16 protein-coding genes are annotated in these 18,103 nt (G+C 45.5%); 4 read left to right on the forward strand and 12 right to left on the reverse strand.

Going from position 1 to position 18,103, the window contains the following annotated elements; genetic code table 11:
- Nucleotides 1-9 precede the first annotated feature (9 nt).
- The 5 genes from MHI54_RS02260 to MHI54_RS02280 all read right to left on the reverse strand — a co-directional run bounded on the left by MHI54_RS02260 (nt 10) and on the right by MHI54_RS02280 (nt 6,583).
- Nucleotides 10-834: a carbohydrate ABC transporter permease gene (locus tag MHI54_RS02260; RefSeq protein ID WP_095214475.1), complete on the reverse strand. Its 825-nt coding sequence runs from the start codon at nt 832-834 to the stop codon at nt 10-12.
- Nucleotides 831-1,679, reverse strand: coding sequence for a sugar ABC transporter permease (locus tag MHI54_RS02265; RefSeq protein ID WP_340082910.1), 849 nt, complete (start codon nt 1,677-1,679; stop codon nt 831-833). Before MHI54_RS02265 ends, MHI54_RS02260 begins: the two co-directional genes overlap by 4 nt.
- Nucleotides 1,680-1,833: 154 nt before the next feature.
- Complete coding sequence (locus tag MHI54_RS02270) at nt 1,834-3,108, reverse strand: extracellular solute-binding protein (protein ID WP_340082214.1); 1,275 nt, start codon at nt 3,106-3,108, stop codon at nt 1,834-1,836.
- Nucleotides 3,109-3,320: 212 nt separating this feature from the next.
- Nucleotides 3,321-5,090, reverse strand: coding sequence for a histidine kinase (locus MHI54_RS02275; protein ID WP_340082215.1), 1,770 nt, complete (start codon nt 5,088-5,090; stop codon nt 3,321-3,323).
- 14 nt (nt 5,091-5,104) lie between these two features.
- Complete coding sequence (locus MHI54_RS02280; protein WP_340082216.1) at nt 5,105-6,583, reverse strand: response regulator transcription factor; 1,479 nt, start codon at nt 6,581-6,583, stop codon at nt 5,105-5,107.
- Between the two features lie 176 nt (nt 6,584-6,759).
- Between MHI54_RS02280 and MHI54_RS02285 the strand changes: the two genes are divergently transcribed.
- Both MHI54_RS02285 and MHI54_RS02290 read left to right on the forward strand, forming a co-directional pair.
- Complete coding sequence (locus MHI54_RS02285) at nt 6,760-6,927, forward strand: hypothetical protein (RefSeq protein ID WP_340082217.1); 168 nt, start codon at nt 6,760-6,762, stop codon at nt 6,925-6,927.
- Between the two features lie 153 nt (nt 6,928-7,080).
- Nucleotides 7,081-8,091: an aldo/keto reductase gene (locus MHI54_RS02290; protein WP_340082218.1), complete on the forward strand. Its 1,011-nt coding sequence runs from the start codon at nt 7,081-7,083 to the stop codon at nt 8,089-8,091.
- Between the two features lie 124 nt (nt 8,092-8,215).
- Here the strand turns inward: MHI54_RS02290 and MHI54_RS02295 are convergent, their stop codons facing one another.
- Both MHI54_RS02295 and MHI54_RS02300 read right to left on the reverse strand, forming a co-directional pair.
- Entirely contained in the window at nt 8,216-9,523 is a 1,308-nt protein-coding gene (locus MHI54_RS02295) for a citrate:proton symporter (protein ID WP_340082911.1), read from the reverse strand.
- Between the two features lie 123 nt (nt 9,524-9,646).
- Complete coding sequence (locus MHI54_RS02300; protein ID WP_340082219.1) at nt 9,647-10,516, reverse strand: LysR family transcriptional regulator; 870 nt, start codon at nt 10,514-10,516, stop codon at nt 9,647-9,649.
- Between the two features lie 137 nt (nt 10,517-10,653).
- Here MHI54_RS02300 and MHI54_RS02305 point away from each other — a divergent pair, with 137 nt between their 5' ends.
- Nucleotides 10,654-11,784, forward strand: a complete 1,131-nt coding sequence (locus MHI54_RS02305; RefSeq protein WP_095214467.1) for a PrpF domain-containing protein — start codon at nt 10,654-10,656, stop codon at nt 11,782-11,784.
- A 13-nt stretch (nt 11,785-11,797) separates the two neighbouring features.
- On the opposite strand, the gene MHI54_RS02310 is transcribed toward MHI54_RS02305, so the two are convergent.
- Both MHI54_RS02310 and MHI54_RS02315 read right to left on the reverse strand, forming a co-directional pair.
- Entirely contained in the window at nt 11,798-12,232 is a 435-nt protein-coding gene (locus tag MHI54_RS02310; protein ID WP_095214466.1) for an NUDIX domain-containing protein, read from the reverse strand.
- Nucleotides 12,233-12,376: 144 nt separating this feature from the next.
- Nucleotides 12,377-12,949, reverse strand: coding sequence for an HAD-IA family hydrolase (locus MHI54_RS02315; RefSeq protein ID WP_095214465.1), 573 nt, complete (start codon nt 12,947-12,949; stop codon nt 12,377-12,379).
- 195 nt (nt 12,950-13,144) lie between these two features.
- Between MHI54_RS02315 and MHI54_RS02320 the strand changes: the two genes are divergently transcribed.
- Nucleotides 13,145-14,002, forward strand: a complete 858-nt coding sequence (locus tag MHI54_RS02320) for a nucleotidyltransferase (RefSeq protein WP_340082220.1) — start codon at nt 13,145-13,147, stop codon at nt 14,000-14,002.
- A gap of 78 nt (nt 14,003-14,080) precedes the next feature.
- On the opposite strand, the gene MHI54_RS02325 is transcribed toward MHI54_RS02320, so the two are convergent.
- The 3 genes from MHI54_RS02325 to MHI54_RS02335 all read right to left on the reverse strand — a co-directional run bounded on the left by MHI54_RS02325 (nt 14,081) and on the right by MHI54_RS02335 (nt 18,025).
- Nucleotides 14,081-15,103, reverse strand: a complete 1,023-nt coding sequence (locus MHI54_RS02325) for an NADH:flavin oxidoreductase/NADH oxidase (RefSeq protein ID WP_095214464.1) — start codon at nt 15,101-15,103, stop codon at nt 14,081-14,083.
- 129 nt (nt 15,104-15,232) lie between these two features.
- Nucleotides 15,233-15,655, reverse strand: a complete 423-nt coding sequence (locus tag MHI54_RS02330) for a MarR family transcriptional regulator (RefSeq protein WP_095214463.1) — start codon at nt 15,653-15,655, stop codon at nt 15,233-15,235.
- A gap of 162 nt (nt 15,656-15,817) precedes the next feature.
- Complete coding sequence (locus MHI54_RS02335; protein ID WP_340082221.1) at nt 15,818-18,025, reverse strand: MMPL family transporter; 2,208 nt, start codon at nt 18,023-18,025, stop codon at nt 15,818-15,820.
- Nucleotides 18,026-18,103 lie beyond the last annotated feature (78 nt).

Genomic DNA, 18,103 nt, shown 5'->3' on the forward strand with positions numbered 1-18,103 from the left:
ATATAGCTGTTATTTCACTGAACCCATCATTCCTGCGACGAAATGCTTCTGCATGAAGAAGAAAATGATCGCTGTCGGCAATGTTGCGATGACGATTGCCATCATGATCATGCCGTAATCCGGCGAATAGCTGGAACCAAGATTCGAAATGAGCAATGGAATCGTCTGTTTATCAGGAGATTGCAGGACAACGAGCGGCCAGAGATAATTATTCCAGCTAGCCATGAAAGTGATGATGGCCGCTGCAGCGTATGTTGTTTTCATTGTCGGTACATAAATTCGGAAAAAGATACCGATTTCCTTCAATCCATCTATCCGGCCAGCCTCCAAAATCTCTTTTGGGAACATTTTCGTGCTCTGACGGAAGAAGAAAATCAGGAAGGCTGTCGTGATTGTCGGCAGCACGACCGCTGTCAATGTATCGATTCCGATAAACGGCAAAACCGGCGTGATGGAGCCGAACATGCGAAACAGCGGCACCATCAGAGCAGCAAATGGGATCATCATGGATAAAAGCAAAATATTGAAGACGACATCCTTCGCTTTGCTGCGGTAAATTTCAAATCCATAGCCTGCCAGGGAAGCGATAAGCAAGCTGAGGACGGTCGTAGCAACAGCGATGATCGCCGAGTTCATCAATGCGGGCACCAAATCGACCGACCCTAATAGGTTTTTGAAATTCTCGACAAAATGCCCACCAGGAAGCAATTTCCCCCTTGTAACGTCTGCAGACGTGTTCGTCATGCTGACGATCATCCAGTAAAAGGGGAAAATGGAGATGATCGCGCAGATGCTGAGAAACAGATAACCAATCACTTTATTGGAAAGGTTCATTTTTTATCACCTGCCGCTTTGAATTGGATGATCGAGAATATGACGATCAGGATCACGATCGCATAGGAAACAGTCGCTGCATAGCCAAAATCAGGTGTGTACTTGAAGGACAGATTATAGATATATTGTGAAATGGTCATGGTCGCATTACCGGGGCCTCCAGCCGTGATGTTCATGACTTCATCGAACAATTGGAGCGTGCCTATTGTCGAAGTGATCGATGTGAAAAGTATGATCGGCTTCAGCATCGGAATCGTGATTTTGAAAAATTGCTGGATGGCGGAAGCACCATCGATTTTGGCAGCTTCATAGATGGAGCGGTCCACATTCTGCAGGGCAGAAAGATAAAAGATCATATTATAACCAGTCCATCTCCACGTGATGGCCAGGATGATGGTGATTTTTGCCCAGAAAGGATCTGTCAGCCACTGTATCGGCTCGGAAACGAGATTGATTTTCATCAATGTCATATTTACGATTCCATCAGGCGCGAACAAGTATTTGAATACCACCGAATAGGCAACAAGCGACGTGACGCAGGGCAGGAAAATGGCAGTCCGGAAAAAGCCCTTCCATTTCAGCGTCTTGTCATTCAGCACAACTGACAGGAATAAAGCCAGCAAAATCATGACAGGTACTTGGATGATCAAGTAGATCACTGTATTTTTCACCGTTGTCAGAAAAACCGGATCCTGGAATAGACGGATATAATTCTCGAAGCCGACAAACGACAGATTCACGCCGCTGCCAGATTGAAACGATAATAGCAGCGCCTGTACCATCGGGAAGAAATAAAAGATTCCGATCAGCAGGGAAGCCAATGTGACAAATGACCAGCCGACCATTGTATTTTTCAGCCTAAGGGAACTGGCTTTACGCGGTGCTGGTCTTTGGGCAAGTTTTTCCGGCCCGAGTTTTTCAGGAATATTCATGAAGGCGGACTCCTTTCGAAAGAGGCCCCGGGAGCCAATGCGTCCTCGGCGTCCCAGGGCCATAGATTTACTTCGCTTGCTGCTCTGCCAGCGACTGAGCATTTTCCAAGACTGTGTCCAGATCCTCGCCATCCAGATATTTCTGGATTTCATTCGCCAGGATATCTTCGATCACATACGTGTGCAGCCCATAATTGACTTGCGGAATCTCTTCTGTCCAAGCGGCGAAATCGGATAGTATCTTCTGGCCGCCGAAGAATTCATCTTCTGCCTGGTATGCTTCCCCGTCTGCTGCAGGCTGGTACGTTCCAAGACCGCCGACCTCTTCAACAAACCGCTGGTAATAATCAACATTCGCTCCGAATGTCTTGCCCAAGAATTCAGCGGCTTTTTCCTTTCCGGGAACGTTCAGTACATACCATGAGCTGCCCCCAAGATTGGAAGCATTGACGGACTCGATGCCAGGAAGCTTTGGAAACGGTGCGACAGCCCACTTCCCTGATTGTGATGCTTCTGCTTTGATGGAAGGAGTGATCCAGTTGCCGCTTGGCACCATGGCAATATCGCCATTATTGATTGCTGCGATGAACTGGCTCCAGTCGGAATGCGGCTTCACCAAGTCTGCATCGATCATTTCCTTGTACAGACGGAAAGCCTCTTTCAGCGCTTCATTATCCGCAATGTCAGGCGTTACACCGTCCTCCTCCAAATACCAAGCCCCACTTGACTGAATCATCATGCGCAGCAAACCAAGATCTTTCGGATCCTGTGTAAGCATTTGCTTTCCTGTTGCATCCTTGACGGCTTTTCCAATTTCGATCACTTTCTCCCAATCTGTGTTTTGCAGATCTTCTATACTGTAGCCTGCTTCTTCCAAGTAGTCCGTCCGAACATACAGCCCAGCCACACCGGAATCGAACGGTACACCATACTGCTTGCCTTCGAAGCTGGTTGTCGGAATTTTATACTTCGCGAAATCATCGGTGGAAATGCTATCGTCGACTGCATAAAACATATCTGGATAGGACTGCAGGAAGCTTTGTGCACGATAATCTTCAATCAGCACGATATTAGGAAGTCCTTTTGTCGTTCCAGAGCTGAGGCTTGTGTTCAGCTTTTGGATAATATCATCCTGGGCATTTTCGATGATTTCGATATTCAGCTCGCTGTTTTCTTGTTGATAAGCTGTTTTCGCCAGCTCCATTGCTTTTATGTTGAAATTCGGATCCCATGCCCAGACTTTGATATCGTTCGTATCAGCGTCTGCCTCCGAGCTGGAACCCGAAGAACATGCAGACAGAACGAGCAAACCAACAAATAAAAGTGCAAATAATCTCTTCATCCGTTTACCTCCCCTTTTTTGTAAGCGCTATCTCCTTGATTCCATCGTAGCATGCACTTCTCGGACCCCGTTAGGAGATTATTAAGCGATCCTTGGATTAAATCACCATTTTGACAGCGCTTACAGTTTGGTATTAGGATTATTTTTCGTTATTTGCATTATTTATCGTACCCTTCTTCCCTCTGCATATAGATAAAGAGCCTGATATGATGCTAGATGATGTTCTTCCCCTCTTCCTTTGAAGCTGGCAGTCTCAGTTTGACTCTCGTACCCAGCCCCTCTTTGCTTGCAATGGATACGCCATAGTCCGGTCCATACAGCAGCTGCATGCGTTCATGGACATTTTTCACACCGATACCCGAAAACAGCTGCCGATTACGATTCGTATGAGGAAGGCTTTCTATATTGGCGGCCATCCCGTCTCCATCATCAGCAATTTCGCAAATAAGATCATCTGCCTCACGCCAAATGAGGACCGAGATGGTTCCTTCGGCAGTCTTATTGAAAGCATGGAAAAATGAATTTTCGATAAAGGGCTGCAGAATCAGCTTAGGAATGCGATATTCCATGCAATCCGGTGCAATCATGAATTGAACCTGTATTCTATCCCCATATCGCTTCTGATTGATCAACACATAGTTTTTCAGGTTTTCAACTTCCAGCTCGACTGTGACCGACTCATCCACATTGCCGACAGTATTCTGAAGCAGGGTGATGAACGCGTCAATCGTCTTTTCTGCTTCTTCCCGTTCCCCCATCTGGACCAAGAACTTTATGGAAGCCATCGTATTATAAAGAAAATGCGGATTTATCTGCTGCTGTAAAGCAGCCAATTCAGCATGACGCTGCTGCTTTTGTGCTTCGATGAGTCTTTCCACATATACTTGCAGTTCATCCATCATACTGTTGAAAGCCGATCCAATCTGCTTCGTTTCATATGTTCCTTCATATACAAGCCGACGCTGCAGACCTTTTTTCGGGACTGCTTCAATATCCTTGACAAGCTTGGAAAGCGAGTTGGTCAAACGCTTCGTTACAAGGAAAACAATGATCAGGGCAAGAACAACAACTCCTGCAAGTAATAACACTATCTGTTTCGTATCGATCAGGTTTCCGACAGCGGTTTGTTTGTCCACCATATTGACAAGGTACATATCGAAATAAGGCAGGTATTCTGCCAACATGATCTGATTGGTATCCTGGAATTCGATTTCCCGGTACCTGACTCCGGCAGCTTCCATACGCTCTGCTTGCTGACTGAGCTCCGGCAGCGATTGTCCAATCGTGCTTGCCAGACTGCTGGAAACCACTTTGCCATTTCTGTCCACCACATAAAAATCATTCCCTGGTTTTACATAGTCGGTATAGAAGGAACGCAGCTGCCCTTCTTTGATAGGAAAATACACAGCTCCCAGGGCTTGCTCCGTTTCCCTATCGCGCAGAGCCTTCGCCGCGATTACATAATTATCATTTGCTTCCTGTGAATCTTGAAAATAAAGCAGCTTATTCGGCTGCTCTGTGATCGTTTCTGTGATTTCGTGTCCCCGGATTACGCCGGGGGAAGCCGGCCAATACGTGAAATTCGTCGTATAGGTGATCCTCTCCCGATCAGCGATGGCAATCTCGACATTCTGGTTGCCAAGACGCTCCCTGATATGATCAATCTGCTGCATGACATGGAAAAGACTTTGCATACGCGCATTATCCGGTTCTTCCTCGGATAAAAATGCCTCTATCGTACTGCTTTGATCCACATTGGAGGCTGCCATCACAATACTGTAATTCAATTCTTCAAAATCATACTGAATCTGATTGATGATTTGTGAATTTGTGATGCTGAACTTCTCGACGAAAAACTGCTCGGCCATCCTGATCGTCGCAAACGTAACTGCAATAGCCACCAAAATGATGAGTCCAACTGTCACAAGGAACATCTTCATGAACAAACCATTCGGATGGAGACGGTCTTTGATCACATGCATCAGTCCTCCCCTCCTCAGCTCATCATCCGTTTCCGTCGATATTGCGAAGGAGAATAGCCTGTTTGCTTCTTGAAGACTCGACAAAAATAGCTGTGATCAGAGAACCCTACTTGTTCGCTGATTTTTGAAATAGGGATATCGTTTTGTCTTAGCAAGTTGATGGCCGCCTCGATCCTGACACGATTGAGATACCCGCTGAATCCCTCCCTGCTATGTGCGGAAAAGTAATTGGATAGATAAGAAGGGCTGAAATGGAAATGATTCGCAATATCCGATAACGATAACGCTTCATGGTAATGCTCCTTGATGTACGCGGTCAGCTTTCGCATATGTCCCTGGCCGCCTTCGCTTTTTACAAGGCATTCCACTTCCTTTAAAAAAGATGCAATCGTTTTATTGGCTTTGTATATATCTTCCGCTTGGACAACACGCTGGAAGTAATCATACTTCCTCTTCTCCAGCAGCTCCGTCTGATACTTCCCATTGCCAAGCAGCACAATCAGATTGAACATGACGTTATTGAGAAAAGCTTTGTACTCGGCTATATCCTGTTTATAATTTTTAGCCGACCGCTCCATATGCTCCTGTACATGACGAAACGCCTCCTGAAAGTCATCCCGCTTGCACGCTTCGATAAACCCATCCATTTCGAATTCACACTCTTCAGCAGTATCCAGGGGAAGGCTCGCTTCCGAAAGATAACCCTTATCCGGAAAATAAAAACGATAGCTCTCCAACTGCTCGAGTTCCTTTTGTTTTTCTTTCAGCTCCAAAATATCATCGAAAGGCCTTGTAACACAGATGCATGCTGAAGCCGGGACATCCGGGAACGCATTTTCATCAAGTATTTCCTCGCCGTTCCATAGGGAAATTTCGTTATCCGCACCTGATATGATAGGGAAAAAGCTCCCGTTCTTCATTGCCGTATTGCGAATGGATCCTGCATCCTGGCTTGCCTCCTGCCTGATGCTAACTACTTGGAAATGCTTAGATGGGAAATAGGCTGCTATTTCTTCATGAAAAGACGTATCCACCCCTTCAAAAAGGCGCAGCAGCTTTTCCTTCCATGTTTTATCATGTTCGCCTGTGCTAAGATGAAAATCTTCCAACTGTCCTGCAGCAAGACGCAGCGCTTGCAGCAGGACCTCTGCATTCAGCTTCGGTTTCAGGATATAATCGATGACTCCATTTTGAAAAGCACCTCTTACATAATCGAATTCACTGAAACTGCTCAGTACGATCAGACCGATATGCGGGTATTTTTCTTTCACGATCCTTATCAGAGCCTCTCCATCCATGATCGGCATGACGACATCTGTGACAACGATATGCGGGTCCAGCTTCTCAATCAGTTCCAATGCTTCTCTACCATTGGAAGCTTCGCCGACAATCGTGAACCCTTCTTTCTCCCAATCCAGATAATGTTTTATACCTTGCCGAATAAGAATTTCATCATCAACGATCAACGTCCTGCACAGTCCTTTTGTATCCAAGCATGACACCCCTTTACCAGATCATTGCCTGACTTTTAGAAAGCGCTTTCTTCAATAGTGTTCCAGATGCCCTCATCTGTCAAGGCGACCGAAATCACCCGTCTTTAAATAACAAAATTTGTTCGCCGCTGTGTTATGATGAGGACAACTAAATTCAGCTGGAAGGAGAATGACAATTGACGCTGCGCGAACGAAGGAGAAAACGAAAAAAGGAAGACAATCCAAATTATAAATGGGATGTTGTCGAGCTTCTGTTTTGGGTGCCGGAACTGCTTTTCCTGCCACTCCGCTTGCTCCTTTGGATAAGCCGAGGCATCATGAGGCTGCTTCAGAATAGTCCGTGAGAAAGGAGAATTAAAGGGCGATTCCCCCGCATTCATGAGCACCATCCATTTCGGAATCCGCTCGAGGAAACAAACGATGCTTAGCTCATGTGTTTTGTTTTCCTGAAGACGGGAACACAACGTCCAAAAGCACCTGAGAAAGGATGAAACACGTTGAAAAAAGTCAAGCTTGGTGCAAGTGACTTGGAAGTAACGCAAATTGCTTTGGGGACATGGGCCATGGGCGGTTATTTGTGGCAGCGTGAACCAGATGAAGACAGTGCGAAACGGACTGTCCATGCAGCCATTGACCAAGGCATCAACCTGATTGACACCGCACCAGATTACGGACTGGGAAAATCGGAAGAATTCATCGGCAGGGCTTTGCAGGAATCCGGCATTCCGCGTGATGAGCTCATTTTGGCTGGAAAACCTGGCGTCAATTGGACCGATGATACAAAACTGTTCCGGGATATGCGACCTGAAAATGTAGAAAAGGAACTTGATTTGACATTGAAACGCCTGGGTACGGATTATCTCGATCTTTATCAGGTACACTGGCCTGATCACGAAATCCCGATGGAAGAGATTGCCGGCGTCATGAACGACTTATTCCGCAAAGGAAAAATCCGCGCCATCGGAGTCAGTAATTTCACACCGCAGGAGATGGAAGCTTTTCAAAAGGAAGCACCGCTTCATGTCACCCAGAATCAGTTCAACATGCTGCAGCGCGGACTATGGGGATGGTTCGATTATGCGCAGCGACATCAAATCGGCGGATTGGCTTGGGGACCGATGGCACATGGTTTGCTGGCAGATGGCTTGACCAAATCGACGACATTCCCTGAAAGAGATTTCCGCTCTTCCCATCCTTTATTCGAAAGCGGAAGGTTCGAGGCTATCCTGGATGCAGTCGAGCAATTGAAGAACTTTGCTGCCAATCGCGAGAAGACGATGGCACAGCTCGCAATACGCTGGGTACTGGAACAGGACGGCGTCGATGCTGCCATCTGGGGTGCTTACTCACCGGAACAGCTCGATGAAGTGACGGGAGTGACAGACTGGACGCTAAGCAAAGAGAATCTGCTTGCCATCGACCAAATCCTGAAGCTGCACATCGATGACTGGAGCAGCAGCTATCTGGATGCATACGCCCCTGCGGAAAGATCACAAGTGCATGCATAAAAATGAAGCACCCGCCAAGATGCGGCTGGTGCTTTTTTATTCCATCATTGTGTCTTGTTTGCCGGGTTATGCCCCGCATCCATGCTGGATTTTTATCCGAATGGACATTCACATGATCAGCTATCTATCTGAATGAAATCGCCCCTGTCACCATAGCCACAAGAATAATGAATATCGAGGTCAACACAGCCCATTTGACTGCATAGCGCTGAAATGCCCCAAGGTCGACCTTCAGCATACTCACAAGAAGTATAGTGGAAGCTACAAGCGGACTCATGAGGTGCACCGGCTGCCCCAGGATAGATGCCCTGGCGATTTCGATTGGATCAACCCCATAAGCCGATGCAGCTTCGGCGAAAATCGGTACCATCCCGAAGTAATAGGCATCATTGGAAAGGACAAAAGTCAATGGAAGACTGGTGATGGCGACAACCAACGGGAAAAGCTCTCCCATGGAAGGCGGAATGAATGCAACAATCGAGCCGGCTATGGCATTAACCATTTCCGTTCCAGACAATATACCGGCAAAAACACCTGCTGCGAACACAAGCAAGACAACCGTGATCGCATTGCTTGCATGCTCGGCGATGCGTTCCTTCTGCACCTGCAGGTTCGGGTAATTGATGGTCAGCGCCAAAACAAATCCGATAAGGAATAAAACTGCCGGATGCATGATTCCCATAACAAGCAGCACCAGTATGGCTATGACAAGAAACAGATTAATCCAGCGCAGCTTTGGCCGTTTAAGTAAATCCCCTTCCAAGGCCGCTGCCATATACGGTTCCGGATCATAGGAATTCGACTCTACCTTCGATACTCCGATGCGTTTGCGTTCCCTGAGACCCAGCATGAAGGCTGTAAAGATGACAAAAATGATACCCCCGATCATCGTCGGAAGAAGCGGGATGAAGAATTCGGACGGATCCAACCCCAATACGGCAATCGCCCTGGTTGCCGGGCCTCCCCAAGGTGTCATACCACTGATGATACTCAATGCCAGCATCGCAACTGTCGCCATTATCAATGGATTCATACCAATCCGTTTGTAAAGGGGCAGCATTGCAGATACCGTGATCATATAAGTGGTCGTTCCATCTCCATCCAATGCAATCAGCATTGCCAGAACAGCCGAACCAATCGCAATTTTGACCGGATCCCCCTTTACCAGCGCAAGGATTTTCTTTATCAATGGATCAAATAGCCCGGCATCAATCAGGATGCCGAAAAACAGGATTGCAAACAGCAGCAAAGCCGCCGAACTGGCTACCGTTTGCAGTCCGTCCAAAATCATATCACCGACACTTCCTCCAAAACCGCCTATCAAAGCGAAGAATATCGGTGTGATCGTCAAGGCAACAATGGGAGAAAGCTTTTTAGACATAATCAATACAGTGAATACAATCATCATGGAAAACCCAAGTATAGTCAGCATGCTCATTCCCCTCTCTCTTGAATACGCTTTCATTAGTTTGCTTGAAGAAGCATTTGACTTAGCATATTACATAGCAGGAGATAAGTTAAATATAACTATTTTTTCGATACTCATAAATAAATTTTATATTGTGACATGCTGTTCCGTTTTAAGGAACCCTATAAATGCTTTGACGACTTGGAGATCCAGCGACTTTGGATCATACATCAGCCATGTATCACGAAGCAATGGCTCCTTCTTATCATTCATCAATCCAATACGATGCAGCTGGTCGGATTCACGAAGACATATCTCCGGAACAATGGAATATCCCAGCCCATGTTTGACCATTTCCTTACAGGTTTCCTGACGATCCACTTCCATTGCTGTAAGCGGTGCATGCTGCAAATGCTCATGGATCCATCCATCGATGATCGTTTTGAGCGATGTGTCTGTATTGTATTTAATGAAAGGCAGCAAAGGCAGCTGACCGATACTGATTTTTTGTTTGGAGATAATATATAGTTGTTCTCTTGTCAGAATTTCTTTGACCCCTTGCCAGCGATGATTTCCTCGCAGGATGCCCAAATGCACATCTCCCCCATCCAATAATTTCATCACCCTTGTACTCCAGCCAGTTTGTACATTGTACTGGACATTCGGATGGATGGAAGAGAATTTTGCCAGCAATCCAGGCAGCTTATATTGGGCGAAGTTACTGGAAACCGCTAAACGAAGCGTACCTTGCACTTCTTTACCCAGGTTAGCTATTGCATCCTTTGTTTCTTGCAGCTTTCGCAGCATCTCAACCGCATAATCCGCAAGGTATTCCCCTTCAGCCGTCAATGTGATTCCCCTGTTCCGTTTGGTGAACAGCTTAACATGAAAGCTCTCTTCAATCTTTTGGATTCTGTACGTCAAAGAGGGCTGAGACGTGAACAACCTCTCTGCAGCTTTTGTGACACTCTTTTCTTCCCCTAATAACTTCAATAAAAGCCAATCTTTCTCATCCATTACGCACCCTCCTAGGTACTTACTCACAGTTATAAAAAAAATCTTAACTAAAGGAAAAATAATTGTATTTTATTTTATTAATACCCGGGACTATGCTGACAGTATAAACTAATTCCTTCAAAAAAGGACGTGAGCAGATGGAAAAGGTTCCTGTTGTCTACATGCGCGGAGGTACAAGCAAAGGTGTTTTTCTTCATGAAAGAGACATGCCTGCCGAAAAAGAGAATTGGACGCCGTTCCTTCTCGATTTGATGGGAAGTCCGGATAAACGGCAAATTGATGGATTGGGAGGAGCCAATTCACTGACAAGCAAAGCTGCCATCATACGGAAAGCAGAACCGGAAGAAGACTTTGATGTCCACTATACCTTTGCTCAAGTAAGCATTACAGCTGAAACAGTCGATATGAACGGGAACTGCGGCAATATTTCGTCTGCGGTGGGCCCTTTTGCAATTCAGGAAGGGCTCGTCCCTGTCACAGAGCCCATCACAACGGTGAGGATCTGGAACACGAATACCAAAAAGCTGATCATTGCCGAAGTAGCAGTAAAGGATGGCAACGTACAAACGTCGGGTACGACCTCCATCCCCGGAGTGCCGGGTCATGGTTCCGGGATAACCTTGACATTTTGTGATGCAGAAGGATCCGTCACAGGTGAATTACTCCCTACCGGGAATATTACCGATTCACTGGAAACAAGCTTCGGCAGCATCGACTGTTCCATCGTTGATGCTGCAAATCCCCTGGTTTTTATTGAAGCTGCTTCTCTGGATATAGAAGGAACCATCCTGCCTGATGCTTTTACGGAAGCAAAACTTCAGCAGTGCGAGGAAATACGCGCTGCCGCTGCTGAACTGTGCGGTTTTGCAAGCAGGGATCAAGCTACCAAGCTCTCCCCTGCAGTTCCGAAACTAGCATTGATAGGAAAACCAAAAGCATTTATAGATATGAACGACAACACCCATTCCGCTCAGGATATGGATATCCATGTGCGTATGCTATCCATGCAAAAGCCTCATGAAGCACTCGCCATAACCGGTGCCATTTGCACGACTGCTGCATGTGCCATTACGGGTACGCTGCCACAAAAGCTGGCAAGAAACACAGCCGGCAGTTTGAGAATTGCCCATCCATCAGGTGTGACCGAGACAGCATACTCCAGCTTATCAGAAATAAAAGTAATCCGCACCGCCAGAAGGATCATGGACGGCATTGCTTATGTAAAGCATGACTACAACATGCGAGAAGCTATCCCTTTGAAGGAGTAAGAAAAGCTGTCTGTTATGACAGCTTTTCTTTTGAGTTGAGCTTATCCACAGCCAATGTAATATTCTCCCTTAAATAGGAAGGTGCATCTTTATGTACCAGTATATCCTCTGTCGTCATCCACATTACTTCCTCCACTTCCTCCCTGCTCTTGGCATAAGGTACACCGGATTTATGCCGGCATAAAAATACTATATCGATCACATGCGTCCCTTTGCCGGTAACAAAGGAAGTGCTGTTCACAGTCATCCCTTCCACATCAATCCCTATCTCTTCGAAGATCTCACGCTTCAGTGTCTTTTCCAGGATATCAGCAGATGCACCTTCCAATTCACATTTACCGCCAACCATGGATAAACATCCCGCCGCATGCTCCTCTTTTTCACCTCTTTTGATCAGCAGCCACTTACCATCGCGGGGGATGGCTCCTTCCACATTGATGACAAACACTGGACTTCTTCCTCCTTTTTGATCCTGGACCTCACTTAAAACCACTGGATTCATGATACACTCATAATATTACCGAAAATTCCCATCACGTGAATTATACAGGAGGGATTTTCTTGTGAGGAAGTGGCAAATCAAAGGTTTTCATTAATCGGCAACCGGCAAATCAAGTTTAAAGAAATCCGCGTAATCATTTAAGTGATAATCAGCTATACTGCTTTTACCCTGATACATGCATGCTGCGATACCAAGATCCTTGGCAGGCTGCAAATCCAATTCCCTGTCCCCGATGACTAAATCGATACCATGTTTTTCATGCAGGTACTTATAAGCTGCACAATCAGGTTTACGAGGGAAGCCATCATCGATTGTTACCATGTCAGCAAAGTACTTCTCCCAGCCATAATATTGCAAGATAGCCAAGACTCCTTCCCTATGTTTATGGGTCATGATGACATTCTTATTGGCATACTGAAGTATTTCTTCGACATGATCAAACGGCTTTAAATCTCGCGGCACTAAATTCTTTATGAGCGTTTTTATTTCTGCCTCTTTCTCTTGCGGGACGTCATAGTGTTCTATTGCATGAGAATAAGATATTTTTAAATTATAATAGATATCCTCCTTATCGATTGCTTCTCCTATCACGGAAGATAGTGCATTGGTATAAGCTGGATATGTATCAAATAATGTTCCATCAAAGTCCCATAGTATATTCAAGAGAACCACCCTTTCTGCAGATCCATTCATTACCAAATCACTATTAGTCTATCATAGTGTTTTTATTTTGGATTACATATTTCAGCCTGCACGTATTTCAAAGAAGGATCCATCAATCAGTTTCTCATACTTTAGAAGAGTCCTTATCAGCAACCATTGCTAAGTCGTTAAATCGAAAACGAAGGAGAGGTTTATTTGGTACAAATAAAAAAAATCGGGCATTTTTGCGCAAATGACGATAAAGGTTTCATAATAAATGAAGCAAAAAATGAAAAAGTCGATCCAGTATATTTTGATTTGATAAAGAAAGTGGTTCAAGTTTATAAGGACCAGTTGGGCTCGAGCCTTCATAGTGTATATATCAGGGGATCCATTCCGCGCGGATTGGGAATATGCGGTGTTTCTGATTTAGATACAATCTGCATCACGAATATTGAAATAAATGAGCTGGAGTTAAAGTGGGTCAGCAAAGCTGAAGAACAGCTAAACAAAGCCTTCAGCTGTGTAAACGGAGTGGAATTGAGCTTCTGTCACATCGAGGAATTTAATGATACGAGGATTTTTTCCATCATTCCATTTATGATCAAAACACATAGTATATGTGTATATGGAAATGATGCAGGACGTCACCTGCCTTCTTATAAAGCTGATAAGACGCTCGCCAATGATCATATTTTTCATTTACAGCATTGCATGGAAACAGCAAAAAAAGACCTGCAAGGAAATGAAGATGTAGAAGATATCTTGGATTGTTGTGTTTGGATCATGAAGATCATCATCAGAGCCGGGCTTGCCCTGATATTGGAAAAAGAAAGACGATATACACGGGATTTGTATCCTGCATATGAAGCGTTTGCCAAGCATTTTCCTGACCAAGAACAAAACATGAGACAAGCACTCCATTATGCAATCAATCCTGTTGCGGATACGGATCAATTATGTTCATACCTAGAAAAAATGGGGCCATGGATGATAAAAGAATCCGAAATATGGTTATCCCTTCACAATCCACAAAGGAGAAGAAATATGCCACTGGACAATCAATACATATAATTGCCTTCTTTCTAGAAAGTGTACACAAAAAGCCCACCTGATCCTGCAGCAGGTGGGCTTGTATCATTATTGAATTAATTAAAATCCTGCTTCATACTGCTTCGGTACATTCGTCTCTTTCCTGAGCTGCTTGGCAGCTTCCAATGTCCAGTAAGGATTTCTGAGCATACCTCTGCCGACTTGTACAAGATCTGCTTCTTCATTTCCGATGACTGCGTTGGCCAGGATTGGATCATCCAGTCTTCCGACAGCAATAACCGGAACTTGCAGTGCCTCTTTGATTTGACGTGCTAGCGGCACTTGGTAAGCTGCATGTGTTCCAGGTCTTCCTTGCGCCGCAATCTGACCTTCGCCGCCGGAAGAGATGTCAAACATGTCTGCTCCCGCTTCTTGGTATGCTTTCGCAAACTCGATGCTTTCTTTGATGCCATAGCCTCCTTCTACATATTCCTGTGCTGAAATACGTACAATCAGCGGCATATCGCCTGGCATTTCCGCTTTAGCTGCTTGGATGACTTCCCGTCCGAATTTCGTCAGATCCTGACCATACTCATCATCCCGTTTATTGGTAAGCGGGGAATGGAATTGATGGATGAGATAACCGTGGGCACCGTGAATTTCGATGGCATCGAAGCCGGCCTGCACGGCACGTCTTACTGCCAGACGGAATTTCTCGACCATTCCTTTTACTTCTTCGGTAGTAAGTGCTCTTGGTGTTTTGGAATTTTCATCAAATGGAATCGCAGATGGCGCGACCGGTTCAGGTGCATCTTCTGCTTTACGCCCAGCATGCGCGATTTGGATGCCGATCTTCGCTCCATGGCTGTGCACTGCATCCACAATCCTTGCAAGAGCTGGCACCTGTTCATCTGACCATAATCCCAAATCATAGTCCGTGATTCGTCCATCAGGCTCTACATCAGTCATCTCCACAATGATGAAGCCTGTTCCGCCCACTGCCCGGCTGACATAATGCTGATAATGCCATTCATTGGCAATTCCATCTTTCTTATCGACGGAATACTGACACATTGGCGGCATGACGACTCTGTTTTTCAGTTCCAGATTCTTTATTTTGTATGTACTGAATAAATGTTTCATTTTGAAGACTCCTTAGGATTCATTTATATGCATCACGCATGCATTTAATTTATCGTGTTTGGTGCTGTACTGTCAAATGATGCGCACAAACAAAAAGTACCTTATCAGGTACTTTTAAAATACGTCATATTATAGTTTCTGCAATAATTGCTTCCATATACCTTCCGCATCAAATTGAGCCAGATTGTCCCTTATTACTTCATAGAATACACTAAGGCCTCGCTGCAGTTTCTTCTCCCCTGATTCTGTCATTTGTGTATAAGTCCCTCTGCGATCATCCGTACAGACATGTTTCTGCAAAGCTCCGCAGCTGGCTGCTTCCATCTTCCCCACCAAGCGGGAAAGGGCACTTTGGCTCAGCCCGATCAATTCCTGAAGCTGCTGCAGACGGAGTTTTTTCTGCGGAGCCTTAGAGAGATGGTACAGCACGTAAAACTCTTTTATCGATAGACTGCACTCTTTTTGCAGAACATTTTCCAATTCCTTCTTCAGCTTCATTTGTAAATTATCAAGTGCCAGCCACTCATTCATGAAATCTTGGCTTGTATTCATTGGATTTCCACCTATTCTACTATCAAATGCTATACGTTTTACTATACTGTACTTGATACTGGACCTCAATCCGTAATTGAAACAGCAACCAATTAAATAATCGGGTACTTCCAAAAAAAACAGACCATGTACCTCACATGGTCTGCTGGATATTCTTTATGGTTAATTTGATTGGTACTGCTTCTGGTCGATTGGATCAGAAGCATTCTGTTCACTAAGTTTCTCGGACAATTCATGACCTTCCAAATCGACATTCGGTATGATTTTATCCAGCCATTTCGGCAGATACCATGCTGCATGCCCCATTAGTTTCATTACTGCCGGGATGATCGCCAACCTTACGATGAAGGCATCGAACAAGACACCGAATGTCAGGGCCAATCCCATTGATTTGATCATTGAATCCCCAGCGAAAATGAATCCCGCAAACACAAAGATCATGATCAAACCTGCGGCTGTTACGACAGGCCCGCTGTACTTTAGACCAGCAAGAATTGATTTTACGGGATCCTTCGTTACTGTATATTCTTCGTGCATGCGGCTGACTAGGAATACTTGATAATCCATAGCCAAACCGAAGAGGATGCCAATGACCAGGATTGGCAGAAATGCCAGGATCGGTCCCTCTTGAGGAATACCGAAGAGTCCATTTAAATTGCCGTCTTGCAAGATGAATACGGAGAATCCTAGTGTGGCCGTCATGGTGAGTAAGAAGCCGGCCACTGCAGTAAGCGGAACCAGCAAGGAACGGAACACGATCAGCAGCAGGACAAAAGCAAATCCGACTATGATCGCACCGAAGACGGGAATTGCATCGTTCAATTTTTCTGCGATATCAATATTGATTGCTGTCAGACCTGTGACCTGGAACGTGATCTCTTCCCCGCCATCATTCAAAGAAAGGTCTCTTATTTCGTGGACAAGATCGGCAGTACCACTGTCATTCGGGCCTGTTTCCGGTACCACACTGATAATGGCATACCGCCCGTCCTCATTAGGCATTGCAGGCGTCGCTTGACTTACATTATCCAACTTGGCAATTTCTTCTGTTGCTTTTTGGTATTGTTCAGATTGATCTCCGGTGGTTTCGGACGCATCAACCAGTACAGCCAACGTTCCATTGAAGCCATCTCCAAAACCATCTGCTAATAAGTCATATGCTTGCCGCGCTGGATCGTCTTCTGCTTTCATCCCATCATCCGGCAGCCCTAACCGCATATCTGCAGCTGGGATGCTGATTATTAACAGAATGACGACGCTGATGATAGCAATGATCAAAGGATGCTTCGTAATGAAACGCCCCCAGCCGTTGGATTCTGTTTGTTCTTTTGACTCTTCGGAGAACTTACTCAAAAGACGATTCGCCTTATTGATTCTGCTGCCGATGAGAGCCAGGACAGCAGGGCCGGCAGTAATCGAAACAAGCACCGCGAAAAGCACACTCAATGCAGCCGTGATTCCCATTGCTGCCAAAAATGGGATACCAACCACCGTCAGCCCGCACAAGGCTACGATGACTGTCAGACCAGCGAATATCACAGCTCCCCCAGCTGTACCGTTAGCCCTCGCAATCGATTCATTGATTTCGACTCCATCTTTCACCTGCTGCCTGTGCTTCGAGAAGATGAACAGGGCATAATCTATTCCGACAGCCAATCCAATCATGACGGAGAGTGACAAACTGAAAGATGTAATATCGAAAATACTAGAACCGATCAATGTCAAACCTATGCTGGTGATCAAACCTAGCAATGCGTTCAGAATCGGCAGACCCGCAACCAGGAAAGATGCAAAGGTAATGCTTAAAACAATGAAGGCCATGACGATACCGATCACTTCGGAGATGCCCCCGATTTCAAGCTCAAATGGCATGATGTCTCCCGAAAGTTCCACCTGCATCCCTTGGTCTTCAGCAATTTTCAAACTCTCTTTCGCATGTTCCAAAGAAGATGCAGGTACATCTTCCGCAGCCTCTTTATAAGTTATATCGGCATAAGCCACAGTTCCATCTGCGTTGATGGTTTGCGCTTCAAACGGGCTTGCCGCAGATTCCACTTCCTTATCTTCCTTTATCTTGGTCAACACATCGCTAATCGCCTGCTGGGCGTTTTCCGATGTGAGATTCTCATCATCCTCGGCACCGAATACTATGCGCAAAGAACCTTTATCAGGCCCGCTGGGGAACTCCTCCTGCAATAGATCATTGGCTTTTTCAGACGGTGTACCAGGTATGCTCATATCGTCCGAGAAAGACGGCTTCAAGACCAAGGCAACGGAGAAAATGATCGCGATCAGTGCAACCCACACTGCCAATACTGTCTTTTTATGCAATGCACTCCATTTACCGAGCTTATATAACAATGTTGACATAAAAATCTCCCTTCTGATATCTAACTTACCTCATCATTTTAGAAGAATGGAATTCAGAAGGGATGTACGTTTGGGCAA

The sequence above is a fragment of the Terribacillus sp. FSL K6-0262 genome (assembly GCF_037977385.1).
Taxonomy (GTDB): domain Bacteria; phylum Bacillota; class Bacilli; order Bacillales; family Amphibacillaceae; genus Terribacillus.

Excerpts from the sequence above, each read along its gene's own strand:
- MHI54_RS02260 (WP_095214475.1), bottom strand. The coding sequence starts at position 834 with ATGAACCTTTCCAATAAAGTGATTGGTTATCTGTTTCTCAGCATCTGC.
- MHI54_RS02265 (WP_340082910.1), bottom strand. The coding sequence starts at position 1,679 with ATGGTCGGCTGGTCATTTGTCACATTGGCTTCCCTGCTGATCGGAATC.
- MHI54_RS02270 (WP_340082214.1), bottom strand. The coding sequence starts at position 3,108 with ATGAAGAGATTATTTGCACTTTTATTTGTTGGTTTGCTCGTTCTGTCT.
- MHI54_RS02275 (WP_340082215.1), bottom strand. The coding sequence starts at position 5,090 with ATGCATGTGATCAAAGACCGTCTCCATCCGAATGGTTTGTTCATGAAG.
- MHI54_RS02295 (WP_340082911.1), bottom strand. The coding sequence starts at position 9,523 with ATGCTGACTATACTTGGGTTTTCCATGATGATTGTATTCACTGTATTG.
- MHI54_RS02300 (WP_340082219.1), bottom strand. The coding sequence starts at position 10,516 with ATGGATGAGAAAGATTGGCTTTTATTGAAGTTATTAGGGGAAGAAAAG.
- MHI54_RS02305 (WP_095214467.1), top strand. The coding sequence starts at position 10,654 with ATGGAAAAGGTTCCTGTTGTCTACATGCGCGGAGGTACAAGCAAAGGT.
- MHI54_RS02325 (WP_095214464.1), bottom strand. The coding sequence starts at position 15,103 with ATGAAACATTTATTCAGTACATACAAAATAAAGAATCTGGAACTGAAA.
- MHI54_RS02330 (WP_095214463.1), bottom strand. The coding sequence starts at position 15,655 with ATGAATACAAGCCAAGATTTCATGAATGAGTGGCTGGCACTTGATAAT.
- MHI54_RS02335 (WP_340082221.1), bottom strand. The coding sequence starts at position 18,025 with ATGTCAACATTGTTATATAAGCTCGGTAAATGGAGTGCATTGCATAAA.